The sequence below is a fragment of the Pseudovibrio sp. FO-BEG1 genome (genome assembly GCF_000236645.1).
Lineage (GTDB): Bacteria > Pseudomonadota > Alphaproteobacteria > Rhizobiales > Stappiaceae > Pseudovibrio.
This window is the reverse complement of record NC_016642.1, coordinates 1,996,289-2,021,391: the sequence shown is the minus strand read 5'-3', so window position 1 is coordinate 2,021,391 and position 25,103 is coordinate 1,996,289. Positions and strand designations below refer to the sequence as shown.

Annotated in this window: 20 protein-coding genes and 1 riboswitch; of the genes, 16 read left to right on the top strand and 4 right to left on the bottom strand. The window is 51.7% G+C overall.

Annotated elements, in window-relative coordinates; all coding sequences use genetic code 11:
* Window positions 1-19: 19 nt before the first annotated feature.
* Window positions 20-126: riboswitch (TPP riboswitch) on the bottom strand.
* Between the two features lie 112 nt (window positions 127-238).
* Entirely contained in the window at window positions 239-2,416 is a 2,178-nt protein-coding gene (katG, locus tag PSE_RS09225) for a catalase/peroxidase HPI (protein ID WP_041768214.1), read from the bottom strand.
* A gap of 290 nt (window positions 2,417-2,706) precedes the next feature.
* Between katG and PSE_RS09220 the strand changes: the two genes are divergently transcribed.
* Window positions 2,707-4,287: an L-serine ammonia-lyase, iron-sulfur-dependent, subunit alpha gene (locus PSE_RS09220; protein WP_014284590.1), complete on the top strand. Its 1,581-nt coding sequence runs from the start codon at window positions 2,707-2,709 to the stop codon at window positions 4,285-4,287.
* A gap of 19 nt (window positions 4,288-4,306) precedes the next feature.
* Here the strand turns inward: PSE_RS09220 and PSE_RS09215 are convergent, their stop codons facing one another.
* Entirely contained in the window at window positions 4,307-5,137 is an 831-nt protein-coding gene (locus PSE_RS09215) for an IclR family transcriptional regulator (RefSeq protein WP_208998128.1), read from the bottom strand.
* 199 nt (window positions 5,138-5,336) lie between these two features.
* Here PSE_RS09215 and PSE_RS09210 point away from each other — a divergent pair, with 199 nt between their 5' ends.
* The 11 genes from PSE_RS09210 to PSE_RS09160 all read left to right on the top strand — a co-directional run bounded on the left by PSE_RS09210 (window position 5,337) and on the right by PSE_RS09160 (window position 17,420).
* Window positions 5,337-6,248: a 2-dehydro-3-deoxygalactonokinase gene (locus tag PSE_RS09210; protein WP_208998127.1), complete on the top strand. Its 912-nt coding sequence runs from the start codon at window positions 5,337-5,339 to the stop codon at window positions 6,246-6,248.
* A 14-nt stretch (window positions 6,249-6,262) separates the two neighbouring features.
* Entirely contained in the window at window positions 6,263-6,892 is a 630-nt protein-coding gene (locus tag PSE_RS09205; protein WP_041768210.1) for a 2-dehydro-3-deoxy-6-phosphogalactonate aldolase, read from the top strand.
* A gap of 1 nt (window position 6,893) precedes the next feature.
* Window positions 6,894-7,370 carry a YhcH/YjgK/YiaL family protein gene (locus PSE_RS09200; RefSeq protein WP_008551081.1) on the top strand — a complete coding sequence of 159 codons (477 nt, stop codon included), beginning with the start codon at window positions 6,894-6,896 and terminating at the stop codon, window positions 7,368-7,370.
* 47 nt (window positions 7,371-7,417) lie between these two features.
* On the top strand, window positions 7,418-8,185 hold the full coding sequence (locus PSE_RS09195; RefSeq protein WP_014284586.1) for an SDR family NAD(P)-dependent oxidoreductase: 768 nt from the start codon (window positions 7,418-7,420) through the stop codon (window positions 8,183-8,185).
* 364 nt (window positions 8,186-8,549) lie between these two features.
* Window positions 8,550-9,467: a dihydrodipicolinate synthase family protein gene (locus PSE_RS09190; RefSeq protein ID WP_014284585.1), complete on the top strand. Its 918-nt coding sequence runs from the start codon at window positions 8,550-8,552 to the stop codon at window positions 9,465-9,467.
* Entirely contained in the window at window positions 9,467-10,636 is a 1,170-nt protein-coding gene (locus tag PSE_RS09185; protein WP_014284584.1) for a mandelate racemase/muconate lactonizing enzyme family protein, read from the top strand. Before PSE_RS09190 ends, PSE_RS09185 begins: the two co-directional genes overlap by 1 nt.
* Window positions 10,637-10,660: 24 nt before the next feature.
* Window positions 10,661-11,635: a TRAP transporter substrate-binding protein gene (locus tag PSE_RS09180; protein WP_014284583.1), complete on the top strand. Its 975-nt coding sequence runs from the start codon at window positions 10,661-10,663 to the stop codon at window positions 11,633-11,635.
* A 102-nt stretch (window positions 11,636-11,737) separates the two neighbouring features.
* A complete protein-coding gene (locus tag PSE_RS09175; protein ID WP_041768207.1) occupies window positions 11,738-12,229 on the top strand; it encodes a TRAP transporter small permease in 492 nt (163 codons plus the stop codon).
* Between the two features lie 2 nt (window positions 12,230-12,231).
* On the top strand, window positions 12,232-13,554 hold the full coding sequence (locus PSE_RS09170; protein ID WP_008551154.1) for a TRAP transporter large permease: 1,323 nt from the start codon (window positions 12,232-12,234) through the stop codon (window positions 13,552-13,554).
* Between the two features lie 98 nt (window positions 13,555-13,652).
* On the top strand, window positions 13,653-15,377 hold the full coding sequence (locus PSE_RS09165) for an SMP-30/gluconolactonase/LRE family protein (RefSeq protein WP_014284581.1): 1,725 nt from the start codon (window positions 13,653-13,655) through the stop codon (window positions 15,375-15,377).
* 894 nt (window positions 15,378-16,271) lie between these two features.
* Complete coding sequence (locus tag PSE_RS09160; protein ID WP_148266120.1) at window positions 16,272-17,420, top strand: hypothetical protein; 1,149 nt, start codon at window positions 16,272-16,274, stop codon at window positions 17,418-17,420.
* A gap of 179 nt (window positions 17,421-17,599) precedes the next feature.
* Here PSE_RS09160 and PSE_RS09155 read toward each other — a convergent pair whose 3' ends face one another.
* Window positions 17,600-18,523, bottom strand: coding sequence for a LysR family transcriptional regulator (locus tag PSE_RS09155; protein ID WP_158309184.1), 924 nt, complete (start codon window positions 18,521-18,523; stop codon window positions 17,600-17,602).
* A gap of 629 nt (window positions 18,524-19,152) precedes the next feature.
* On the opposite strand from PSE_RS09155, the gene PSE_RS09150 reads away from it, so the two are divergent.
* Genes PSE_RS09150 through PSE_RS09140 form a run of 3 tightly spaced genes read left to right on the top strand, consistent with a single transcriptional unit; the run spans window position 19,153 to window position 22,994 of the window.
* Window positions 19,153-19,938, top strand: coding sequence for a hypothetical protein (locus PSE_RS09150; RefSeq protein WP_014284578.1), 786 nt, complete (start codon window positions 19,153-19,155; stop codon window positions 19,936-19,938).
* Between the two features lie 4 nt (window positions 19,939-19,942).
* A complete protein-coding gene (locus PSE_RS09145; protein ID WP_041768935.1) occupies window positions 19,943-22,000 on the top strand; it encodes an MFS transporter in 2,058 nt (685 codons plus the stop codon).
* Window positions 21,993-22,994, top strand: a complete 1,002-nt coding sequence (locus tag PSE_RS09140) for an ABC transporter substrate binding protein (RefSeq protein ID WP_014284576.1) — start codon at window positions 21,993-21,995, stop codon at window positions 22,992-22,994. Before PSE_RS09145 ends, PSE_RS09140 begins: the two co-directional genes overlap by 8 nt.
* Before the next feature lie 1,027 nt (window positions 22,995-24,021).
* Here the strand turns inward: PSE_RS09140 and PSE_RS09135 are convergent.
* Window positions 24,022-24,243, bottom strand: a complete 222-nt coding sequence (locus PSE_RS09135) for a hypothetical protein (RefSeq protein ID WP_041768203.1) — start codon at window positions 24,241-24,243, stop codon at window positions 24,022-24,024.
* Window positions 24,244-24,612: 369 nt separating this feature from the next.
* On the opposite strand from PSE_RS09135, the gene PSE_RS09130 reads away from it, so the two are divergent.
* A complete protein-coding gene (locus PSE_RS09130) occupies window positions 24,613-25,059 on the top strand; it encodes an Rrf2 family transcriptional regulator (RefSeq protein WP_041768201.1) in 447 nt (148 codons plus the stop codon).
* The last annotated feature ends 44 nt before the right edge of the window (window positions 25,060-25,103 follow it).

The following is a 25,103-nucleotide window of genomic DNA, read 5'->3' as shown; positions in this document are numbered from 1 at the left end:
CGGCGAGAGGGCAAGGATGGATGAAACCGGTACCCTTCCCTCCGCCGGTTCTAGCCGGTTCAGGTTCAACGGGTTCGCCAATCTGGCATCTCAGCACGACAAAAGCGCGCACCCCGAGGTCAAGCGGTTCTTAACTGGAAAAGAAGAGCAGCGCAACCGGATATACCTGAGGGACGAAAAGCACCTCAATGAAGTTGCGAAAAAGCCCGGGCAGTCTCCTGCCCAGGCTGAGGTTCATTTATGCAGTCAGGTCGAAGCGGTCGGCGTTCATGACCTTGGTCCATGTTGTCACGAAGTCGCGGACGAACTTTTCGTGGTTGTCGTCCTGGGCGTACACTTCAGCGTAAGCACGCAGGATGGAGTTGGAACCAAACACAAGGTCGGCACTGGTTGCAGTCCACTTAGGCTTGCCAGATTTCCGGTCACGGATCTCATAGGTACCATCCTTGAGCGGATGCCAGCTGTTGTCCATGTCGGTCAGGTTGACGAAGAAATCTGTGGTCAGCTGGCCTTCACGATCCGTGAAGACACCGTGCTTTGATCCACCGTAGTTAGCACCAAGAACGCGCAAGCCGCCAACGAGCGCAGTCATTTCCCAGCCGGTGAGGCGGAGGAGCTGTGCGCGATCCAGCATCATTTCTTCTGGGCTCACAGCATATTCTTGCTTCTGCCAGTTGCGGAAGCCATCAGAAATAGGCTCCAACACAGAGAAGGATGTTGCGTCTGTCATTTCATCCGTTGCATCACCGCGGCCCGGTGCGAATGGAACATCCACGTTAAAGCCAGCTGCCTTGATGGCATTTTCAACGCCGACGTTCCCTGCCAGAACGATCACGTCTGCAACTGAGGCCCCTGTCTCTGCTGCAATTGGTTCGAGCACCGCCAGCACTTTCGCAAGCCGATCCGGCTCATTACCAACCCAGTCCTTTTGCGGAGCAAGCCGGATGCGAGCACCGTTGGCGCCACCGCGCATGTCAGAGCCACGATAGGTTCGTGCACTGTCCCAAGCCGTTTTGATCAGGTCTTCATTGCTCAAGCCGCTTGCTGAAATTTTGGCTTTCACCGCAGCAACATCATAGTTTGTGTTGCCCGCTGGAACCGGATCCTGCCAGATGAGGTCTTCTTTCGGCACATCCGGGCCAAGATAGTTTGCTCTCGGTCCCATATCGCGGTGGGTCAGCTTGAACCAGGCCCGTGCAAAGGTATCCCTGAAGTACTCAGGATCTGCCATGAACTTCTGGCAGTACTCGTTGTAGATCGGGTCAACCTTCATCGCCATGTCTGCATCAGTCATGATTGGGTTATGGCGAACGGATGGGTCTGTTGGATCGACAGGTTTGTCTTCTTCCTTGATGGAGACAGGTTCCCATTGCCAGGCTCCGGCAGGGGATTTGACCTGATGCCATTCATGACCGAACAGCATATCGAAGAAACCCATATCGAATGTGGTTGGGTGTGTTGTCCACGCCCCTTCAATGCCAGAAGTAAAGGCATTTGTTGCCTTGCCGTCCTGACCAGGGTTGGACCAGCCAAGTCCCTGCTCATCCAGACCGGCAGCTTCCGGCGCTACACCGATGTTATCAACGGCGCCGCGTCCATGGGTCTTACCAACGGTGTGACCGCCGCATGTCAGTGCAGCCGTTTCCTCGTCATTCATTGCCATACGAGCAAAGGTTTCGCGGATCTGGTCGGCTGTTTTTTGTGGGCCAGGAACGCCATTCACGCCTTCCGGGTTCACGTAAATCAGCCCCATATGGGTCGCTGCCAGAGGGTTTTCGAGCGTTGAAGGGTCATCCAGATCGTCATAACGCTCTTCACTGCGTGCGAGCCATTCTTTTTCAGATCCCCAATAGGTGTCGATCTCCGGACCCCAGATATCCTCACGGCCAAATCCGAAACCAAAGGTTTTCAGACCCATAGAGTCATAGGCGACTGTACCTGCGAGAATAATCAAATCAGCCCAGGAAAGAGCGTTACCGTATTTTTTCTTGATAGGCCAAAGCAAGCGGCGTGCTTTATCGAGGCTTGCGTTATCAGGCCAGGAATTGAGCGGCGCAAAGCGAATGTTGCCGGAACCGCCGCCGCCACGACCATCTGCCAGACGATAAGAGCCAGCTGTGTGCCATGAAAGGCGGATCATCAGACCACCATAATGGCCCCAGTCGGCCGGCCACCAGTCCTGGCTGTCGGTCATGAGCGCATGGACGTCTGCCTTCACTGCTTCAAAGTCGAGTGTTTTGACAGCGTCGTGATAATTGAATCCTGGGTCCATCGGGTTGGTACGCGCACCATGTTGATGGAGGATATCGAGATTCAAAGCGTCAGGCCACCATCGGGTGACTGGCTTATCCATCGATGTATTCGCGCCATGTACCACCGGACAAACGCCGGATGTCTTGACATCGTTGCCGTGCATAACTGTCTCCGTTACCTATGTTTGGCGATCACTGGGTCTTGACGTAGCGTTTACCTTAAGCGGTGAGACGAAACGATGCATCCAGCAAATCCTAGAATGAATGTAGGTACTGAAGTGTATTAAGTGAAATTGCATCTTTTGCATGAGATGATAAGAATTTCTTATCAGTTAGATTTTGAGTAATGTCGGGGTTGGAACACGGCTGATTTATGCATCCTCAACACTAAAGAAGCTGCTTCAAACTGATTGTCATTTGTGTAAAATATCACAGTGTTTTCCAGGGAGTTTGCATGAGCACGATCAGTCTTCTTAACTCAATCATTGGTCCTGTTATGAGAGGGCCTTCCAGCTCACATTCAGCTGCTCCCTATTTTCTTGGTAAAACCATTCAACAGCTTGCCGTTTGTGAAGGCGATAAGATTGTTGGTGTTGAAATAGCTTTTGATCCGGGTGGATCATTTGCGCAAGTGTACACCAACCAGGGCAGTGATGAGGGCTTTGCTGCTGGCCTTGTTGGTGAAGAGATCAACTCTCCTTCCTATCGACATGCTCTGCCCAATCTTCTGAAGGGGCAACCATTTCCTTTGAAGATAAACATCCGGCAGCTTGAGGTTGCCGATCATCCCAACCGGGTTGAGATTGCTGTTTCTGTTGAGGATCGCGAAGGAATACGTCGGCAAGAATGCTTCAAAGGGCTCTCGATCGGCGGAGGCATGTTCAAAGTTGACGGGTTGGATGGCTACGAAATTGACGTCTCAGGGAGCGACTATATGCTCTTAGTTGAGTGCGGGAACAACGTGGTTCCAGAACAATTTCTGTCTGGCGAGAAATTACAGGCTCATACTCGTCAATCGCCTGACAAAAACACTCAACTTATTGAAATTAAATCCCCTTACCCATTCTCTCATGATGCCCCTTTCATTCAAGAGATACTGGATCAAAGCACCAGGGTAAGATCCTGTGCACCTGTTCAGTTTCCGGTCAGAGATGAGGCATCTCTCTTCGCAAGCTCAGCAGATTTACTTGAGCAGGCAAGCATCAACGGCAGTCTTGCTGATCTTGCCCTGTCGTTGGAAGCCAAGCGATTGGGTTTGAGCCAAAGTGAGGCTCGGAAGGCTTTTGCGGATCGGCTTGATATCATGATAGAGGCGGTTCACTCCGGATTGGCGCTGACAAAAGACAGCTCCAGCATGAAGTTTCTGGAACCAGGTGCAAAACGGGTTGCTGCCGCAGATCCTGTGGAGGTGATAGGCTCACCTTTCCTGCAAGGTGCGATCTCCGCCTCACTTGGTGTTATGGATGCCAACGCCAACAGAGGAGTTGTTGTCGCAGCCCCAACGGCCGGGAGCTCGGGGATCGTTCCGGGAACACTGTACTCCCTTCAGCAGCAAGGTATTGATCGCGAACGGATTATCGATGCACTCCAGGTCACAGCACTGATTGGAGCTGTTTTTGCAGAGCATGGGAGTTTTGCAGCTGAAACCGGGGGATGCTCCGTTGAAACCGGGGGATGCTCCGTTGAAACCGGCGCATCTGCTGCCATGATGTCGGCGGGGCTTGTTCACCTGTTTGGTGGCTCCGCGCAACAAGCCTTCAGTGCTGCCTCTCTTTGCCTCATGAACACACTTGGATTGGTGTGTGACCCTGTAGGCGGAGAAGTTGAAATCCCTTGTCATGCACGAAACATCGCGGGGATTTCTCATACGCAATCCGCCGCCGTGGCAAGCCTTTCCGGCTTTGATGCCGTGTTGCCATTTGATGAGATGGTCGTGAGCACACAAAAAGTAGGAAAGCAAATGCACTCCGACCTGCGCTGCACTGCAAGAGGCGGATGCGCAGCCACTCCAACAGCCTGCGATCTGTGTGGGTAGTAGTAGATATTACAATTACTTATACCCCACCCATATTTCCCTCAATCACCTCCTTACACCCTCTCAGCAGTTTCATCAGCTCTTCGGTGCTTGGCTCGGGGATCCAGCCGGAGAGGGCTAGGGCGGCGGTGGTGGGGGTGCCTAGGGTGGTGGCGATGGTTTGGTGGATGTCGTTGGCTTTGCCGAGGGTGTCGGGCTGAACTTCCACGTAAGCGTAGTTCTGGCGGCGGATGGTGGTGATGCGGTCCATCATCGCCTCTGGCCCCTCGGGGTAACCGGGGATATCTCGCCCGGCATAAAGACTTATTATCTCTTCGTCCGTTTTGGCTGCGAGCAGTGCCATGCCCACGCCAGTCATAGTGGCAGGGCGTGATCCGATACGGCCCAGAGCGTCACCGGCGGACATCCCCGGCGTGCGGTGGTAAAGGTAAGCCACCTGATCCCGCCACAAAACTCCAAGTGCCACAATCAGACCAGTGGAAGTCAGCGTTTCCAGCGCGTCCATGGAATGGCGCAGCAGGCTGGAAGCGTGCAGACTCTGCGCAGCAAGCACGTGCATGCCCGGGCCTGGCTCATATTTGCGCTGAGTGGTCTGCTGCAGAATATCCATGGATGCCAGGGTCTTCAGCAGGCGGTTGACCCGCGTGGTTTCCATATCCAATACGCGTGCCAACTCTCGTCCCCCCATGGGACGATCAGAGGAGGCAAGCGCTTGCAAAACGACGAAGCCATCAGAAATGCTTTTGTTGGATTGGGCGGGACTTTTGGTTGCCATCTCTGCCTTCGCATCGCGGATCATCGTGCTATTGCCAACCTGATCCATCTTCCATTGAGTTACCAATAGCAACATTACTGTATTTTCTGTGCTGTTTTCCAGCGTTGAACTGCGTCTATCAGCTTGGTCCACAAGGCATAGGCGGAACTGCGGTATGATTTAATGTTGCTATAAAAGCAATATTGTGATTGGTTTGCGCATGGGTGAGCTAACCCACCCGAATAACTCAGGCAGCTGTCCTCACCGGATGCTGCGAAAAAATGGGGCGCTGATCATGACAGATGCGAGTCTGGTCGCTGTTGATTGGGGCACGAGCTCGTTTCGCGCGTGCACTCTCAGCAACCAAATGGAAATCCTCAATAAAATCTCGACAGACCAAGGGATTCTGCAGTGTGACGGAAAGTTTGAGGATGTCCTGCGAGACAACCTCAAAGGCCTGAAGGGGTTCCATGGGGGCTTGCCAGTCGTCCTTTCGGGCATGATCACCTCTCGCAACGGCTGGGTTGAGGTGCCTTACGCAACCTTGCCAACCGCAGCCGCAGACCTTTCCAGTGCCGCGAAGCAACTAGCACTACCGGATCTGGGGCCTCTTTGGTTCATTCCGGGCATCAAAGCTGAAGGGGATGAGGCCGATGTGATGCGCGGAGAGGAAACGGAGATCCTTGGGGCTGTCTCTCATTTCAACCTGCGCGATGCCACCATGATCATTCCCGGAACCCATTCCAAACATACGATCATTCGGGATGGAGCTATTCAAAGCTTCCGCACCTATCTCACAGGAGAGATGTTCAGCGCCCTGACCAAATCCACCATTCTCGGGGCATTTGGCAGCACACCATGTGAAGCTGGCTGCTCCTGGTTTGAGGAAGGCATCCGCATTGGTGCGCAACAAGGTGGGGCTGGTGCTTTACTCAACCGTGTATTCTCCGCGCGCTCCCGTGTTTTGGTGGATGGCATGCCACAAGTACATGCAGCTTGCTATCTCTCAGGCTTGCTGATTGGAGCAGAACTATCCGAAGCCATCGCGACTTCTCAAGACACACTCTGGATCCTCGGCAATGGCAGATTGCCAGAGCTGTATCAGCGCGGCTTTTCTGTGCTTGGTGCCCCGTCAAAAATCGTCCCACACGGGTCGGCGGTATTTGGTGCAGCGCAGGTCGCACGGGCCCTCAACTTCATCCAATAATTTCAGGAAGAACAATGAAATCACTTGATAGACACATGCAAACCGCGCCAGTGGTCGCGATTTTACGCGGGCTTACACCGGATGAGGCGTTGAACATTGCGCAGGCGCTGATTGATGGCGGCATTCATATTATGGAAGTGCCGCTGAACTCACCGGAACCCTTGAAAAGCATTTCATTAATTGCCGAGAAGTTTGGCGATCAGGTGAGTGTTGGCGCAGGCACTGTGCTGAACGCAGACAATGTAAAGCAGGTGAAGGAAGCCGGTGGGCAGTTTATCGTCGCGCCCAACTTCAGTGCGGAAGTCGGCAAAGCCTGCCAGTTACTTGATATGGACTGGATGCCGGGTGTTTATACCCCAACAGAAGCGTTTGCTGCTGCCGAGCTGGGCGCGCATTCACTCAAGCTCTTTCCGGCAGAACTCTGCCCACCTTCCATCATCAAAGCCATGCTTGCCGTATTGCCTAAGGGGACACGTGTTCTCCCCGTTGGTGGCGTCGATGCAGACAACATTGCGCAGTACATGGCGGTTGGGGCAGCCGGTGCGGGCATTGGGTCCTCACTCTTTAAACCGGGAGACACACCAGATCAGGTGCGGCAGCGGGCCAGAGCTCTCGTGACAAACGTAAACAAGAAGGAATGCTAGCATGTTGAGTGCAAATCTTGATCATCTGGAGATCATCCCCTTTATCTCCACGGAGCTGAAGCAGCTTTTGAAAGATGCCAAAGAGTTCTTGAGCGAAGACCGCGAAGCGGGACGCTATGACCTTGATGGCGATAAGGTTTTCGCCATGGTGGTGGATGCGCAAACCCAGCCCATAGAAGAGCGTCGGCCAGAATTCCATGCTGATTATGCGGATATTCAGGTGCTGCTGGAAGGCACGGAAGTGCTGGGTTACGGCCATATGCCAGCAGGCGCCATCACCGAGGATAAGATGGCAGATAAGGATGTCGCCTTTACAGCTGAGATTGCCTCAGAAAAGACGGTTCTCATGGCACCGCGCGACTTTGCCGTGTTCTTTCCCGGTGAACTGCACCGGCCATTGGTGGCACCAGATGGCAAGGGCGCGCCCGTGCGCAAAGCTATCTTCAAGGTGCATCGCTCAGTGCTGGAACCTTCTTAAGTCAACGACTTAGCACGTATCATCATTGTTCAGGATGTGAGGTTGTCATGCGGACACCAAACGAAATCTTTAATCTCACTGGGCGCACGGCTTTGGTGACAGGCTCCAGCCGCGGGATTGGTGCGGCCATTGCAAAGGGGCTTGCAGGAGCTGGGGCCTCAGTGGTGGTGCACGGGCACAAGCAAGATGCCTGCGCAAACACGCTGGAGGAGATCAGAGCAGGTGGCGGCACTGCTTACTCCATTGGACAGGACTTGAGCGCTCCCAGAGCGGGGCGTGAAGCCATTAAGAAGGCCGAAGCCGTGGCGGGGCCAGTAGATATTCTGGTCATCAACGCCTCTGCTCAGATAAACGCAGTGCTGGAAGATCTTGCGCCAGAGGATCTGGAGTTTCAGCTCAACGTTAATGTGCGCTCGACCTTAGAGATGCTGCAAACCTGTTTGCCGGTGATGGCAGAGCGCAAATGGGGGCGTGTGGTCAGTATTGGCTCGGTCAACCAGCTGAAACCAAAGCAGATCGTCACGGCCTATGCTGCCACCAAAGCGGCGCAGCACAACATCATGCAAAGCCTTGCACGGGATTACGCCAGGGACAACGTGTTGCTCAACACGCTGGCACCGGGCCTGATCGACACGGACAGAAGCGCCGGGCGCAAGGCAGAAGACCCGGAAGGGTTTGCTGAGTACGTGCGCCAGCTCAACTGGATGGGCCGTGAGGGCACGACCGATGAGATGGTGGGGGCAGCCTTGCTGCTGGCCTCAGATGCCTGTGGGTTCATGACGGGTGAGAGCATTTTCATGACTGGTGGCTACTAGTTATCACCGGTCCTGAAGGGGAATAAAAAGGGCGGCTCAGCAGATGCTGATGCCGCCTTTTTTGCTGCCTGAATGCTTGCGTTGAAATGTGCGTTGGTTTGCGTTGATCCGCATATTTTTGAGTGATTTTGCGAGAATCGTTTTCGCTGCACGTCCGTTTTGAGAGTTTCTGAGCGAGATTTATTTTTCCAGCGTCCTAGTCCCATCCTACCTATCTACCACGCTCCAGCGGCAGAATTCTGCCGTTCAGCCGTGGTGTTTTAGTGTTCTGCCGCGTCCTCCGATTACGTTGAAAACCCTATTGCGATATATCGCTGATTTTATTAGTATCAATAAGTAACACATGGTATCATAAAGTGGACCAATGAAAAAAGCTGATCTAAATGGCATCTTGCCGGTACTGCCGACGCCCTTCTCAAAAGATGGCGGAGTTGATCTCGACGGAATGAAAGAGGTGGTGACCTTCGCCCTGTCCGCTGGCGTGGATGGAGTGGTGTTTCCCGGTTTCGCCAGTGAGGTGGAGAAGCTCACCGCAGACGAGCGCAGCAACCTTCTGAAAGTGGTCGTTGATACCGTTGCTGGTCGTCTGCCGATCGTCGCCGGTGCCAGCGCTGCAAAGCCGGAGCTGGTGATTGCACATGGCAAGACAGCCGAAGCTTTGGGCATTGGCTACCTGATGGTGCAGCCTCCGAAGGAGCTGGGTGAGGCAGAAGCACTGGTCTTCATGACGGAGGTTGCTGATGGACTGCCGGGTATGGAGATCATTCTGCAGAACGCGCCAGCACCGCGTGGCTCTGACCTGTCACCAAAAGCGATCCTGAAAATCCTCGAAGCCGTGCCTGCAGTCACCTACGTGAAGGAAGAGACCCTTCCGGCGGGTCCAGCTATTGTTGAGATTTTGGCAAACCGTCCAGCGGGCCTCAAAGGCGTTATCGGTGGCGGTGGCGCGCGTTACATTCTGGATGAGTACGAGCGGGGCGCCTGCGCGGCTATGCCAGCCGTTGAAATCGCTGATCTGCATGTGCAGATGGACCGGGCGTGGCGCTCTAGCGAGCAGTCCAAAGCGCGGGACCTTTACATCCGAACTCTACCTTTGCTTGCAATTCAAGCGCTTTACCGCATGCGCCTGACCAAATATGTGCTGCTAAAACGCGGCATTTCCATCGAAACAGACGTGCGCGCACCAACCCCCCTCTTGGACAAAACGGCTCTAGCGGATATTGACAATAATCTGGTGGAGCTGGGCTTGTTGGAAAGCTCTGTCATGGAAGGGGCAGCGTAATGACAGATCCTGTCGCAAAAGTTGAGGTTTTCACATTAACTCAACCTCGCGAAACACCCTATTTGGGTGCTGCACGTCCGGGTGAAGAGCCTAACGCGCAGGGATATCTGGTGCGTCGTGGAAACCGCACGGTCTATCCAATCTTCGACCGCTCTGTGCTGGTGCGTCTTGAAACACGCAATGGCGCAGTTGGTTGGGGGGAGACCTATGGTCTGGCCGCACCTGGAGCTGTCGGTGCCATCATCAACGATCTGCTGGCCAGTTTTGTCATTGGCCGCGATCCTGCAGATCCGGAAGTCATCTTCGACGATCTTTATGATTTGATGCGGGTACGTGGGTACACCGGCGGTTTCTATGTGGATGCATTGGCCGCCATCGATATCGCGCTTTGGGACATTGCCGGGCAGCAGGCAGGGAAACCTGTGGTGGAGCTGCTGGGTGGTGTGAAGCAGGATGGCATTCTTGCTTACGTTTCCGGCCTGCCGGAACCAACCCGTGAGAAACGCGCAGAACTGGCGCTGAGCTGGCAGGAGAAGGGCTTCCACGCCTTCAAGTTTGCCAGCCCGGTGGCTGATGATGGCCCGGTTGCTGAAATCGAGCATTTGCGTTCCGCTCTGGGACCAAAAGCTCTGATCGCGGCGGATATGCACTGGAACCAGACAGCCGATGAAGCTCTGTCCCTCATTGAGGGCATGGCGCCATACGGCCTTTGGTTTGCTGAGGCACCGGTGCGCACTGAAGATATCAATGCCCTTGCACAGGTGAGCCAGAGCACATCGCAGAAGATCGCGGTGGGCGAAGAGTGGCGCACGGTGTGGGATATGCGTCACCGCATCGAGCGCTGCCGCATCTCAATCGTTCAGCCGGAAATGGGGCATAAGGGTATTACCAGCTTTATGCGCATTGGCCGGTTGGCCGGAGAACTCGGCATTGACGTTATTCCTCACGCCACCATTGGTGCGGGGATCTTTCTGGCAGCAAGCTTGCAGGCTTCTGCCGCTCTGTCCGCCACCCGTGGGCACGAATTCCAACATTCCATCTTTGAACCAAACCGCCGCCTGCTAGTCGGGAACATGGATTGCAAAGCGGGGACGTACTTCCTGCCGGAAGGTCCGGGTCTTGGTGTCAAACCTTCGCCAGAAGCATTGACGCTTCTGGAAACGCTCTAACCTTGCTTTAGGGAGGAAAGCTCTATGAAATCCTATATTAAATCACTGCTACTTGGGGCGAGTGCAGCGGTTGCCATATCCTTTGCAGCACAAGCGGAAACACTGGTTCTTGTGAATGCGGATGCCATTGATTCACCCGTTGATTTGATGAACAAGCACTTTGCCAAACTGGTTGAAGAACGTTCTAACGGCGACATCGATGTCAGCTACATCACCGGTACTCAGCTGGGCACACCTCCGCAGGTGATGGACCAGCTTTCCGCCGGGTCTCTGGACGCGTTCGGCACCGCAGGCTCCTGGCTGACCAGCTATGCACCAGACACCAACATCCTCACCTGGGGCTTCACCTTCCGCGATGCGGATCACGTCTTCAACTTCTTCAAGAGCGATCTGTTTGACGATCTGACGAAGGACATGATCAACGAGGCCCGCATCCGTCCGCTGTCTTCCGGTCCAACTGAACCTCGTGTTGTGTTCCTGACTGAAGAGCTGAACGAGAAAGCCGACTTCTCAGGCCGTAAAATGCGCATTCCGCAGATCCCTGCTTACCTGAGCCTCTGGAAAGCCATCGGCGCGCAGCCAACGCAGGTTGCCTGGGGTGAGGTGTTCCTGGCCATGCGCACCGGCATCGTTGATGGTGCAGAAGGTCCTCCAAGCGCGGCAATCTCCCAGCGCTTCCACGAGGCAGCACCAAACGTGTACATGACTAACCACGTGTGGGCGACCTCTACCATCGTCATCAACGAAGACAAGTTCCAGAGCTTCTCACCGGAACAGCAGGACCTGCTGACCAAAGCTGCAGAAGACGCCTCCCGCTGGGTTTACGAGTACTCCACCGAGCGGCGTGAAACCGTGCTGGACGAAATGCGCAAGGGCGGTGCCACCATCCGTGAGATCGACGCTACCCCACTGCGCGAAGCTGCCAACGCTGGCGTTGCGGATGTGGAAGCAGAAGGCCTATGGCGCAAAGGCCTGTTTGAAGCTGTCCAGAAATACTAAGCCCGGCCTCTGACCGGACACCAAAGCTGTTGTGAGGCGCGGGGCTGCCCGCGCTTCTCCTCTAATCAATCGCGGTCTAAGCCGCATTAAGAGGGCTTTTCGATGAAAAGTTTCTTGAAGACCGTCGTGACGGTTCTCGGGAAGATAGAAATGGCACTATGCATGGCTCTGATTGCCATGATCGTAGGAACCATCTCTTTCCAGATCATCCTGCGGTACGTTTTTGACTCTCCCATTGCCTGGATGGAAGAGATCGTAACAATCGCCTTTATTCTGCTGACCATGCTGGCCGCCGCCGTGGCAACCAAGGAAAAGCGCCATATTCTGGTAGACCTTTTCCCGCAAGAGTCACTCTCCAAAGCCCTGGGCGTGATCATGGCGCTGGTGACGATTGCAACGCTCGTCGTCATTCTGCTGCACGTTAATCCGGTTCTGAAGGTTGAGATGCGCCGTACCACCATCTCCCTGCCGTTCAATTTCCCGGTCGCGTTCTACAACTCCATTCCACTTATCTACTGCTTCTCTTCGATCATCCTGTCGCTGGCCTATGACGTGATCTTTGAGCGCAAAGACGAGCAGGAGGCTCTGGTCTGATCATGGAAGCACTTCTTCTGCTCGGCCTCTTGTTTGGCCTAATCTTTCTGCGCATGCCAGTACCGTTCGCCATGCTGGCTGCCTCTGTCATCTTCATCGTCATCCAGCAGGTCACCGGCGCTTCGCCACTGTTCTCTGCCGTGGGTCTGAAGATCATCGCACAGCGCGTCACGCCCTCGCTGGAAAGCTTCCCACTGCTTGCAATCCCACTGTTCGTCTTTGCGGGCAACCTGCTCAACGTCTCAGGCATTGCTGACAGGATCTTCGCCTTCGCCAAAACGCTGGTGGCCCATATTCACGGCGGCCTGGCGCACGTAAACATTCTGGCCTCCATCGTCTTTTCCGGCATGTCCGGCGTGGCACAGGCCGATGCTGCTGGCCTTGGCACCATCGAAATCAAGGCCATGAAAGACGCCGGCTTTGAAAAGCCCTTCAGCGCCGCTGTCACTGCAGCTTCCTCCATTATTGGCCCGATCATCCCACCAAGTGTGATTATGGTGATCTATGCCGTACTGTCCGGTGAATCCATCGCCCGCCTGTTCCTGGCTGGCATCGTGCCGGGCCTGTTCCTCGGCTTCGTGCTGATGGTGCTCATCTACTTCATGGCCGTTTCCGGCAAGGTGCACTCACCGGTTGCCCCGCGGGCCACCTTCCGCGAAGTGGTTGTTGCAGGATGGCGTGCTTTGCCGGGTCTTCTGGCTCCGATCCTGCTGGTGTCCGGCCTGCTGCTCGGTGTAGCAACCCCAACCGAGCTAGGCGCAATCGTCACCGTTTACGCCATGGCTCTTGGAGCGCTCTCCCGTGAGATGTCCTTCAAGGATGTGCTGGATGCCATGCGGGCAACCACCTTCACCATCGGTGCCATGGTGTTCATCATTGGCTGCGCAGCCCCAATCTCCTGGCTGATCTCAGTACTCAACGTACCGGAAACGCTGCAAACAGCTCTGCTGTCCATCTCCGACAACCCAATTGTGCTGTTGCTGATGATCAACCTGATGCTGCTGGTAGCCGGGCTCTTCATGGAAACTACCGCGATCTTGCTGATTGGTGTGCCAACCCTGCTGCCGCTCATTGAGCATATCGGCATGGACACCACCCAGTTCGGCGTGATGATGATTTTCAACCTGCTGATCGGTGCGGTCTCCCCACCATTCGGCGTGATCCTGTTCATCATGATGGACATTGCCAAGATCAGCTATGGCAAATTGGTCAAGGCCATGATGCCGTTCTATCTACCTATTGTGATTACACTAATTGTGATCACCTTCTTCCCGGCAATAACACTGACGTTGCCAGATTTGGTTGCAGGTGTAAGCAGTCGTTGATAGGGAGAGTGACCGGCTCTGGGATGCAGAGTCGGTCGCTTGTTTGTAAGATAGTGGCAAACTTCGACAGAGTGCAGCAGGTTCGGGGATCGTGATTGATGATGCAGGGTGAAACAGTCAAAGAAGACCGTGATACCAAAGCCAAAGTGCCAACAGGCGCTGCAGCGCTGGCCAAAGGCCTGACCCTGCTTGATATCATCGCCGATGCGGATGAGCCGCATCGTTTTTCTGAGCTGCTCAAACTTTCTGGTCTGCCAAAACCCACCTTTGCTCGCATCCTGAAAACACTCATCGCCTTCGGTCTTGTTCGGCAAGATGAGGGCAAGGGCATCTACACCCTCGGCCCGCGCTTCATGGAGCTCTCCCACAAGGTTTGGGATACGTTTGATCTGTCCTCCGTGGCAGGCTCTGAGCTGCAACGCCTTTCTGATGATCTCCAGGAAACCGTGACCCTGTGCCGACTGGATGAAGATCGCGTGCTCTATCTGGAAGAGCGGTCCGGTCAGGGCCTCGCCGTGCGTGTGGATGTGGGCCAGAAAGTACCGGCCCATGCCACAGCCGCCGGTAAAGCGCTTCTGGCCTTTCAGGATCCAACCACTTTGCGCAGACTGCTGCAGAATATGAGCCTGCACTCCTTCACAGATCAAACGATCACCAGCAAGGAACAGCTGCTGGCGGACCTGACCCTGATCAGAGCCCGCGGCTATGCCATCTCGCTGGAAGAGCATTTTGCAGGGGTGAACTCGGTTGCAGTGGCGATCACCGGCAAGGATGGACAACCTGTTGGCGCACTAGCCGTCCTCGGCCCGTCCTCACGCATGACAGAAGGTCAGATCCACCCGATTGGCCGCGAGCTAATGGCCGCCGCCCGCCGCATCACCGGTGTGGCCGGTGCCGTTGCGATCAGCTCTCAGCCGAGACCAAGAACAAACAGAGCGAACATGGCCAAGCCATTGGAATGCGTGCTGCCCTGGGGTGCGCAACTGGGCGAGTCCCCGGTCTGGCACAGCGGCGAAAACAAGCTGTACTGGGTCGATATTCTTAAACCAAGCGTTTGCCGGTTTGATCCCCAAACCGGCTCCAACGACAGCTGTGATGTCGGCAAGCTGGTCAGTGCTGTGATGCCAACCAATGATGGCCGCTTGCTGCTGGCCACGCAGGATGGTCTGGAGTGGCTGGACTTTGCCAGCGCACAGCTGACACCGTTTATGCACCCGGAACGGGATGTGGCAGGCAACCGCCTCAACGATGCCAAGGTTGGCCCCGGTGGCGCAGTGTGGGTTGGTTCCATGCGCTTGGATGCAAGTCAGCCAACCGGCGGCCTCTACCGCGTTACCAATGATGGCAACTTCACCGTAAAGGAAACTGGCATTGCCGTTTCCAACGGTCTGGGCTGGAGCCCGGATGCGAGAACCTTCTACTTCGTCGACACCGTTCTGGGCGTCATCTATGCATATGATACGGAACCGGGCATCGGCACACTCACCAACAAACGCATGTTCGCAACCATCCCTGAAAGCGAAGGCCGTCCGGATGGCCTGACGGTGGATGATCAGGGCGGTGTCTGGGTCGCCATCTGGGACGGCTGGCGCATCAACCGCTACCTGCCGGATGGAACGTTAGATCGCGTGATCGATCTCCCCGTCCCACGCCCAACCAGCGTGACCTTCGGCGGAGAAAACCTCGACACCCTCTACATCACCAGCGCCCGCACCCGCCTCCCCGCCGCCACCCTAGCCGAAGCCCCCCTCTCCGGAGGCCTGTTTACGTGCAAACCGGGTGAGCGAGGGATAGCGAGTTCGGAGTTTGAGGTTGAGAGTTAAGGTTTAGAGTTAAGGTTTAGAGGCAGCAATTTAAGCATGTGCGTTTTAACTTATGTAGCTCACGCTCTTTGCAGTCCGGAAACTGATCTCACTGCCTGCTGAGGCAGTCTCTACGAGTTAAGATAGAAGCTAGGCGGGTTTGCTCCTTTTCTACTTAGGGAGCGCTTAGCAAAACCAGCATCTTTGCTTTTGAACCTTACCATATAGCCTAAAGCAAAGTGTCTTATAACTTTTTTGCGTTGTAGGCCTGTTGTTCTTCAAATACCTAATCTCCGATGACATCAAAATGATAAGCGCAGAGTCCGGTTCTGTTATTGCCAAAATTAATAGGAGTAAGAAGAACAATAGCCTGAGCGATTAGCTTTGGCATGGGAGAAATGCCAGTTAGCAACTTGATGACACCCCCTTGTTGTCAGAATCGAAGAAATACCCAATGACTTCGCTTGCAGGAGTGGTCCTATCTATAGTTCTAAGGAGCCTCTACTCAATTATTCTGGCATTTCTCCCAAATTATTCCTTAGTTGTTTTTAGGCTACGTTTTCACTGTGTAATACTGGGAACTGTTAGATCATCATATCTCAGCATGATGCGTTGACCGTAGTATTAATGCCGATAATTCGCATAAAACTAAAACTACTTAGATTAATTAACGCATAGCCTGAAGCAATGTAACATTAAAACCATTTATGTTGTTACCACTACGAGACCAATCTATTTATTTGCCGCACTTCTACTTAGGGGCGGCAATATTTATGTCAAGTTACTTGAATAGGCAATCCCTCCCTTAAGTTGAACAGATCTTCAAAAAGCTGGAACGGCGTATTCTGCTGCGCGCTTGCGAGGCGTTGCCTACGTCATTTCACAGCTGATGTGTTTTCTTGAAAGGAATATCTTTTGTTACGAAGTCTTTTGATTGCTGCAAGCTCTGTGCTCGTGGCCCAAGCCTTGGTTACGCTCCCTGTGCAAGCCGACTCCGCTCATCAAAACGAAGAAGAAACGAGTTGGGTAAACTGCGCTGATGAAGGTAAACACTGCTATCCCGACAGCGACGGTATCGTCACCCTGCGGTACGGTGAAGGAGACAATTATACCTATATCATCACTCAGGGTTTGGACAGAATTTCCTGCAACAACTTCTGGGGCAACCCATCGGACGGTCAAAACAAGAAATGCGCCTATACGACAGCGAACCTACTGAAAGTTGCAACAGAAGGAAGCTATTCTGACGTCGCCAAACAAGGAGAAACGTTCAGTCTGCCGGATACAGGTAAGATGCACTGGATCCGATATGGCAGTGGCAACGTGTGGATGTACACTGTGATGTCCGGTGATGGAAAGCAAACCGTGGACTGCTCCAACGATTACTTCAACTATAACCCAAGCGACGGCACCACCAAGGTGTGTCAGTACAGTAAGGATGCATATTACACACTTTCGGACAACGAAACGCTGACAGAGTGTGCGACCGAAGGACAAAGCTGCACTCCAAAAGTCGGTGATGTGGTTCTCATGCGTTATGGGACTGACAATCAATATGATTGGCGTTTTATGCATTCGGCAGACAATATTTATGAGTGCAATAATGAGACTTTTGGGCCTAATCCAATCCACGAAACCAAGCGCTGTTATTGGATGGCTGTCGCACCATCTGCGACCAGCACATTCGGGCTCTGGTCCAAAGTCGAATCTTGTCAGGGCCAGGGATGTACGATTTCAAAACAACTCTCTATCGGCACCTCGCGTACCAACACCTGGTCCACGACGGCAGAATGGACGTCTACAGTTACAGAATCCGTAGAGGAAAGTTTTGAAGTCCTCGGTGCTGGTGGCAAGGTGAGCGAACAGGTGTCGATGAGTTTTGCATTGTCAGAAAACTTCCAAACAGCACTGTCGCAGTCCGTGACTGACACTTATACCGCCACATGCAATCCAGACAAACATGCCACTAATCGCGCACTTTTCCAGTTTCAGACAAACACAACCGAAAGCTGTCTGGAGAATGGAAGTTGTACAGGAGCCACCTATACGCAAGACTATGCTTGAATTTCTAACCCACCGGCTGGCTATGGCGGTCCGCAATGCGTTCCAGGTTATTGCAGAGAAGATGACCCATTGTGCCTAGAGCCTTGTGCTGAGTGATAAGTACATGAAAGGCGGCGTCTTTATCTTGCGCCGCCTCTCCAGCTAAATGCAGAGTTCGAACAGAAAATCAGCCTACAATCCTAAAGCTGACGTTCCATGCGTTGCTTTTCTTGTGACAATCCTTCACGCAGCTTCTCAATTAAGAACTCGGCTTGCGGTGTAAGAACCCGGCCCTGGATCCGATTAACACAGACGTTGTAGTCCATGGACACATCTAGGGGCGAAACTTTGATGGCGGCGTCTTTAGGTGGATGAAAGGCTGTGATCATATCAAGGATACTCAAACATTCTAATGAATCTACGAGTAATGGTAGTTGGCTGGGCGCTTCCGCGCTGATCCTAGTATCTGGAACAACTCCCACATGCTCCAGGGTCCTTAAAATGAGCTTACCATACAATGTTGAATCTGAAGGCAAAATGCTTGGGTATTTGCCAAAATCAGAAACTGATACTTTCTTCTGCGTTGCAAGTTCATGGGTAGCAGGCATGACAGCCACCATCCGCAAGGTGGTCAAAACCTCACTTTCAATATCTGGATGAGGAAGCTTAGGAGTTCCTATCCCAAGATCAATTTCCCCTCTGCGCAGTTTCCAAATCTGAGTATCGCGCCCTCCAACAGAAACAATCAGATTTATATCTGGCCAGCGATCTCTCACGGCCCGGATAGCATCACTAAAGAGGCGCAGCTGTGCACCCGGCACAACAATCATCACCCTGAGAACTTGCTCACTACCGCGACGCAGAGATTGAACAGACTGGTCAATATGCTCCAGCTGATCAAACATACCTTTACATTCTTGATAGAGTGCATTTGCTTCTACGGTTGGTCGCAAGCGCCCCTTCTCGTTAACGAAGAGATCAAATCCCAGAGTGCGCTGAAAATTACTGATATGCTTGCTAACAGTGGGTTGCGCAAGTTTAAGCTCTGATGCTGCCTGAGTAAGACTTCCACTTTCATAGATGGCTCGAAAGATCTCAAGCCTTTGAATGGTCAATGTACTCAATTGCCCTCCTCGCCTCATAGCTAATAACTATAGGGCCTTCAATTTCTTTTTGTTGCGGTGGTCTTATGAGTTGCTTACTCACAGTCCGTAGTTTTACTAGAGCGCAAAATGGAAATGGAAAGAAGCGAATGTAATGAGCGATCTTAAGTAACAAGAGGCCAAAACTCGCGTTACATTTAATCTCCGTGTCTAAATCGAGCGTTCGATGATGTGCACTTCGGACTGAGAGATCTAAATTCTAACTTGATGAAAGTCAATAATGTCGAGATTAACTTTGATGCTGCAATGTAGTAATGGGTTAGAATTTAATATTATAGCCTAACGAACAGCGCGTTTACGCAATGAATATTGCATATTAAATAACGCGCTTTAATATATTATTAGATGTGTACTTTGCTGTGTGAGCAATGAATTTCACCGCTTCAATATCACATGTAAAACTCCAGTGTAATACTCACTCCCCTAACGGGTAGTAGTGCCGCGGCTTGTCAAATTGATGCACGGCCACTCCACACAACTAAAACGACATCCGATGAACTGCTGCACTTCAGATGGGCCTCCACGTAGATCATCAAGTGAACATCTCAGATCTGATTTACACGTGGCGACAAGATTAGAGAACTTAATTTATGGATACCCAAATGCTCTCTGGCATGAGATCGCGAGTTGTTGTTTCAACACTTGCGGTTATCGCCGTGATGCTTACGCTCCAAAGTGCTTTAAGCTTACTCAAGTTTCGAACTCTGGCTGTCGAGGCAACATCATCTCGGTTGCAAGTCACCGCTAGCGCTATTGATGTGGTTATCCGGCGCGCGGAAGCTGTCGGCCTTGGTATGCATGAAATATCCGACCTGGACGCATTGATCGAACGCGAGCGCTTGCGCGATCCAAAGATACATCAAATTCTTCTCTTAGATCTTCAGGGCGCTACTCTGGCTCGTTCCGGGGGGCGCAATGTCTTGCAAGAGGACATGAATGAGGTTCTGCCCCGTGTTCTGACGAGTGATGATAAAACCATAACACATGAAAGTGGGGAGTATCTGTACGCAGGCCGCATTCTGCGCGATTCATCAAACTCCATTATGGGCGCTATTTTAATCTCAGAGCATACTGATGAGCTGTCAGCAAAGGTAAGAGACACATGGTCCCGTCTCACCTTTATGTATCTTGCCATTTTTGCAATCGTTGCAATTTCGATAAGCCTTTTCTCCTTGCTCCAATTACATGCTCGCAAGTCCTATTTCAGGAAGTCTGACAAGGCTGACCTTGGAACCCTTGATCCTAAGAGTGCTGATGAGCTGCAAAAGCAGATATCGAAGGGCAAGAAGGTGCAGGAAACAGCGCTACTAGACCTATCGAACCTGTCTAACATGAGCGCAGTTATCAAACAGAGCGATCAGCTTGAGGAACGTTGACGTGATGATGTTTTCAAGATTCTCAAGGCACTTTTTGCTTATCATGTCGGTTGCAATGTCGCTGGCAGCATTTCTAAGTGTTGTTGTTACTCTGGCCGAGTTTAATTCTGGTCTAAACCCTTTCTTGCTCGCTAAGGCACGTAGCCTAAGCAAAACCGTAAAGCAAAATCTGGAGTATGCTAGTGAGATTGGTATTCCGTTCTCTGAAATTAGAGGCGTGAACAAGTATCTCACTGATCTTACTGCAGAGCATAATGAGATAAGTAGCATTTCAATGGTTGCTGCTAATTCTTCCGAGCATTTGGGAGAGAGTAAAGCAGTTCATCCGGAGCTAATGAATAACGAGAGCAGTACTTTTTTGCTTGCTCAACAAACACTCGACTCCCTGTCAAAGTTAGGAACTTTCATTTTTGGCTCAAATAATGTGAAGCAGACGGTATCGACGGATGTAGTTGTAAACGGCGCTATTGTTGTTCGAGTGCAAACAACTCTGGATGAGGACTACGTCAACAGCCAGCTCACCAGTATCTTTCTTGATACGTTTGTTCTTCTCTTGGCAGCATGTCTGATTGCCGTTGAAGTTGTGATTGTTTGTGTTAACTCAACCATAACAATGCCACTTCGTCTTGTTGAGGCGGCCATAGTGAAGTGTGCTGGGGGGCATTTGGGCACATACCATGGGTCTGATCGAAAAGATTGGGCCGGTCGGTTCATTTCAGCGATGAATCGGCAAAATGCCAAAATTCGCAAAACACTCGAGCAGCTACAGCAGGCAAAAAACATAACACACGAGGAGTTGCGCACTTTCGCTAAGAAATACAAGTTGTATCGTGTCGAAGAAGGGAACAAGGCGTCTATTTCAGATGCACGCATACCACTTTTTGTATTTTGCTTAGCTGATGAGCTTCAAAAGTCGTTTCTGCCGTTTTTTTCCATGGAGTATTACGGTGAAAACGCTTGGTTCGAAAAAGACATCATGATGGGATTGCCGATTTCGGCCTTCATGCTCGTGGTCGCTATTACATCACCGTTTTCAGGACAGCTTATTGAGCGCTTCAGCAACAAAACGCTTTATCTTGCAGGTTTAGTCCCGGCAATTGGTGGCTACATCTTCTGCATTTTGGCCCAGAACGCTAACGACATTGTTATTGCGCGTTCGATTACGGCAATCGGTTACGGGATTATTACAATCAGTTGCCAGAGTTATATTGCTGCTGTTGCAGAAGAAGGAAGCCGTGCAAAGGCAATGGCAACCTATGTTGGCGTCACCATGACAGCCACTATGTGTGGAACGGCAATTGGGGCAATTTTGGCTGATTGGGTTGGTTACAAGCCAGTTTTCGTTATCGCTATCAGTCTTATGATCCTTGCAGGAATTCTGGGTTGGCGAATGCTGCAAAACGAGTTGCCAAGCCCTAAATCCGATGCGAGTTCAACAGTATCAAAAGCAAGCAAACCATTGACAACGCTCATAGGAAACACCCAGTTTGTGGCAATCCTAATGTTTTGCGCAATCCCGACCAAAATCGTCCTTACAGGGTTCCTTTATTTCTTTGTTCCAATCTATCTGGCCAGCTTGGACGCCAGTCAATCTGAGATTGGTCGGATTATGATGGCCTACTCTTTGATTATTATACCAATTAGTCCCCTGGCCTCTCGTCTCTCTGATCAGCTTGGAAAAAATCTATCGGTGATCACCTATGCAACAATTGCATCAGGCGTGGCTCTGATGGCGCTCTACCAAAACACGAACATCATCGCCGTGTTTATAGTGGTCGCGTTGGTAGGCCTCGCCCACGCCTTCATTAAGGCTCCTATTATGGTAGCGGTCATGGAAGCAGTCGAGAAGGACCAGTACATTAGCAGAACTGGCGCGCTGAGTTACCTTCGTATGTTTGAGCGTGTCGGTAGTGCAGCTGGTCCGCTGATCGTAGCAGCACTGCTTGTACAGCAAGAGTTTACCACCGTGGCCGCCCTTCTTGGTGCTGCGATTATTGGCTCGGGCCTCATAATGCTTCTGGTCTCACGCTCCACAAAACAGGAGATCCAAGCTCATGCCTAAAGTGATGCTCATCCTTGTGGCCCTTGTTTTGATGGCAGGAACGACAAGAGCCGAAGAGGATACGACGGAATCTTATCAGGTACACATGGTTGTCTGGCGTGGTTGTGAAGAGGCTTGCAATAGCTTTATTCATTTCTTCAAAAGCAGAAAACTTCCTGTGAACGTGACTGTTACTGATGTGGCGAAAGACAAAAGCCTCTTGCCCGAAGTGAAGCAACAGCTCATTAAAGAGCGACCTGATCTTGTTGTCACCTGGGGAACCACAGTCACGCGATCTCTCATTGGCACGATTGCCGATTACGGGACCGCCTCAGGTTTGGGTGATATCCCATCCCTTTTCATGATCGTTGCTGATCCGGTTCGGGCAGGCATTATAGTAGACCAGGAAAGCTCTGGGCGGCCTTTGGTAACTGGCGTGCACAATCGCGTAAATGAGACAGTGCAGCTCAAGCACATTTTTGAGTACCACCCCATAAAGCGCCTCGCCGTCATTAACGAGCCAAACGCGGTTAACTCTCGCCAGAACACTCAGAAATTGGAAGTTCTTTCAGATCAACTGGGTTTTGACGTCATTTCTCTTGAATACAATCTTGGCGCAGACGACCGGGCTGATCCAGCAGAAATACCGATCAAGATCGCTGAGGCTAAAGCTCTGGGCGCAGACGCGCTATATGTGGGGTCCAGCTCTTTTAACCTCGAAAACCGACAGAGTTACACAGAGGCTGCAGTATCTGAAAACCTCCCGGTTTTCAGTGCCTATGAGCAAATGGTTCGTGATGGACTGGCCCTTATGTCGGTTTCTAACAGCTACAAAAACGTGGGCAAACTGGCAGCAACTCAGGCCTACGAAATCCTATTCAAAGCACAGTCACCTGGCGCACTTTCAGTCAAGGCTCTCGAGCGTTTCTCAGTACTCATAAACATGCAAGCCGCAAAGCGACTAAGCCTCTACCCACCCTTATCAATCATTAGTATAGCAAAGATTGTTCGCTGATAATTGCATTAGTTTGCTAGCACCCTTAACGCTGACAGGCTGAAGGTTAGACGCGATCTAAATGACCTATGCTGAGTGTCCGTGATCCGCTTTTCAGCCTCAATGCCTGCAGGCTTTTCAGGAAGCAATACCAAAAATTGAGGAGCATTTCTGAGCAGGACACCGATAAATTCTGGATCATTTCACGTCAGAAATTTAGAGCCAAGAGGTCCAATTACCGTATAACCACGTCCTTTAGATGAACATTTTCTGGTCATTTTCTGAACCATCTGCAACGCGGTGGACACATGACCAAGGTGGCTGGAGTACATAACTTCAGAGTCGCTTTCAGAGACCAGCGAAACAGCTTACTTGAGTAGGTATCTTCTACATCTGATCGACGGAACCCGTATGTCAGGGTTTAAATGAAAAGACACCTACGTAGGATCTTCAGAAAAAGAAATCAAAGCTAAATCCTAAATCTCTGATCATTGCTGAGCAAATGCTGCAGTTCACTTCCCTTTCAAAATTTGCCAATCTCTATCGTTTGAGATGGCAATTCGATCCTGTTCTCAAGCATCTGAAGGGTAATCTTCAATTTAACAGTTTATCTGCTAATAGCCCAACCATAGCCAAGTCCTAACTTCCAGCCTACCTCATATTAGCCCGCTGATTAAGCGCAAAAGCGACGGACTGTTGGTACAAACTTCACAGGAAGAGAGCGAGCATAGCTGCTCCGTCTCCAATTGGTGTGTGAACAAGCAACTGGCTAAACAATGATAAACGCCACTCAAGGGACTTAGGATCTGTACAACTCTATACATCATGGTAGTACGTTTTGAAGGCCGATTGGGGGATTTTATTGGAGATGATACACTAAATAATTCAAGTAGTTAAATATTCATATTAAAGGAACGAAGTAATCCCCTCACCTCTCAGACAAACCAGAAGACGCAGAGCCAGATCCAGAGGGGGGCTGGGACTATGGCCCAGATGAAGATGGCGGGGAGATAGGGGTAGAGGTTCATGGGGCTCTCCTTTTGTTTCGTCAGACGAGCTCGAAGGCTTCAGCGAGGGTGAAGAGGCAGGCTGTTGTGATGCCGAGAACAATAAAATTGCGGATGTGTTTGAGGAAGGCCTGTTCGACTCTGGTCCTGATTGCGGTTCCGTAGTTTTTTCCATCCAGATAAGTGCTGGTGATCATTGTCAGAAACAGCAGGAACCAGAGAGCGACAAGACCTTCGGCCACTAAAACAATTGCGGGTAACATGACTTACCTCCAAACATTTGCAGAAACTCGCGTGGAGCTGAGGTTGTGAGCGCATGCTGAGCAGCACAGCACGCGCCGCTTTTCCTGGGAGTTTGAGAACAGAAAAGATAACGACACGTGCTGCACATCGCGAGCTGCTCCACCGCGATTCTTAAATATCTATTTCATATATACCTTTAACATATCGTCGCTTAAATGGAATATATGATTTACATCTTTTAGACTCTGAGATTGTCCTCTCAATCTCAATGAACATGTAATTCTCGCAATTTTCTGAATGATATCAGCAAGCTGAGGGTTTTTTTATCTTTCGTGTTCAGAGACGCGAGGAGATATGATATACGGTGGATATATCTTTGGAGCTTCACGATGCGATTAAATCAGGCGAGCGATTTCGCTCTGCGACTCACGATGCAATGTGCCATGCAACCAGATGTAATTCAGCGCATCGATCAGGTGGTTCTGCAGCAAGGCTTTTCACGCGGGCATGTGATGAAACTGGTCAATCAACTCTCCCGCGCGGGCATATTGGAGACCATGCGTGGCCGAGGCGGTGGCTTCAAGCTTGGCCGTCTGGCGAAGGACATCAGCGTTGGGGATGTCGTACGGGCCGTTGAGAATGACTTTGCCGTTGTTGAATGCTTGCGTCAGAGCGAATGCGGTGAAATCCATTGCTGCTTCCTGCCCTCTTGCCGCCTTAAACCTTTAATGCAGCGTGCCTCCATCGCATTTCTGGATGTGCTTGATGAAATGACGATTGAAAGTGCAATAACCGGGCAGCCTGTTCCGGATGTTTTGACGAACACCTTCAGTTGACCTTCAAGAACATATAAACGCTTACCATTTATAAGTAAGTACTT

Bases quoted from the DNA above. Each gene is read 5' to 3' on its own strand.
- katG (WP_041768214.1), bottom strand. From the start codon at position 2,416: ATGCACGGCAACGATGTCAAGACATCCGGCGTTTGTCCGGTGGTACAT.
- PSE_RS09220 (WP_014284590.1), top strand. From the start codon at position 2,707: ATGAGCACGATCAGTCTTCTTAACTCAATCATTGGTCCTGTTATGAGA.
- PSE_RS09215 (WP_208998128.1), bottom strand. From the start codon at position 5,137: ATGTTGCTATTGGTAACTCAATGGAAGATGGATCAGGTTGGCAATAGC.
- PSE_RS09210 (WP_208998127.1), top strand. From the start codon at position 5,337: ATGACAGATGCGAGTCTGGTCGCTGTTGATTGGGGCACGAGCTCGTTT.
- PSE_RS09205 (WP_041768210.1), top strand. From the start codon at position 6,263: ATGAAATCACTTGATAGACACATGCAAACCGCGCCAGTGGTCGCGATT.
- PSE_RS09200 (WP_008551081.1), top strand. From the start codon at position 6,894: ATGTTGAGTGCAAATCTTGATCATCTGGAGATCATCCCCTTTATCTCC.
- PSE_RS09195 (WP_014284586.1), top strand. From the start codon at position 7,418: ATGCGGACACCAAACGAAATCTTTAATCTCACTGGGCGCACGGCTTTG.
- PSE_RS09190 (WP_014284585.1), top strand. From the start codon at position 8,550: ATGAAAAAAGCTGATCTAAATGGCATCTTGCCGGTACTGCCGACGCCC.
- PSE_RS09185 (WP_014284584.1), top strand. From the start codon at position 9,467: ATGACAGATCCTGTCGCAAAAGTTGAGGTTTTCACATTAACTCAACCT.
- PSE_RS09180 (WP_014284583.1), top strand. From the start codon at position 10,661: ATGAAATCCTATATTAAATCACTGCTACTTGGGGCGAGTGCAGCGGTT.
- PSE_RS09175 (WP_041768207.1), top strand. From the start codon at position 11,738: ATGAAAAGTTTCTTGAAGACCGTCGTGACGGTTCTCGGGAAGATAGAA.
- PSE_RS09170 (WP_008551154.1), top strand. From the start codon at position 12,232: ATGGAAGCACTTCTTCTGCTCGGCCTCTTGTTTGGCCTAATCTTTCTG.
- PSE_RS09165 (WP_014284581.1), top strand. From the start codon at position 13,653: ATGATGCAGGGTGAAACAGTCAAAGAAGACCGTGATACCAAAGCCAAA.
- PSE_RS09150 (WP_014284578.1), top strand. From the start codon at position 19,153: ATGGATACCCAAATGCTCTCTGGCATGAGATCGCGAGTTGTTGTTTCA.
- PSE_RS09145 (WP_041768935.1), top strand. From the start codon at position 19,943: ATGATGTTTTCAAGATTCTCAAGGCACTTTTTGCTTATCATGTCGGTT.
- PSE_RS09140 (WP_014284576.1), top strand. From the start codon at position 21,993: ATGCCTAAAGTGATGCTCATCCTTGTGGCCCTTGTTTTGATGGCAGGA.
- PSE_RS09135 (WP_041768203.1), bottom strand. From the start codon at position 24,243: ATGTTACCCGCAATTGTTTTAGTGGCCGAAGGTCTTGTCGCTCTCTGG.
- PSE_RS09130 (WP_041768201.1), top strand. From the start codon at position 24,613: ATGCGATTAAATCAGGCGAGCGATTTCGCTCTGCGACTCACGATGCAA.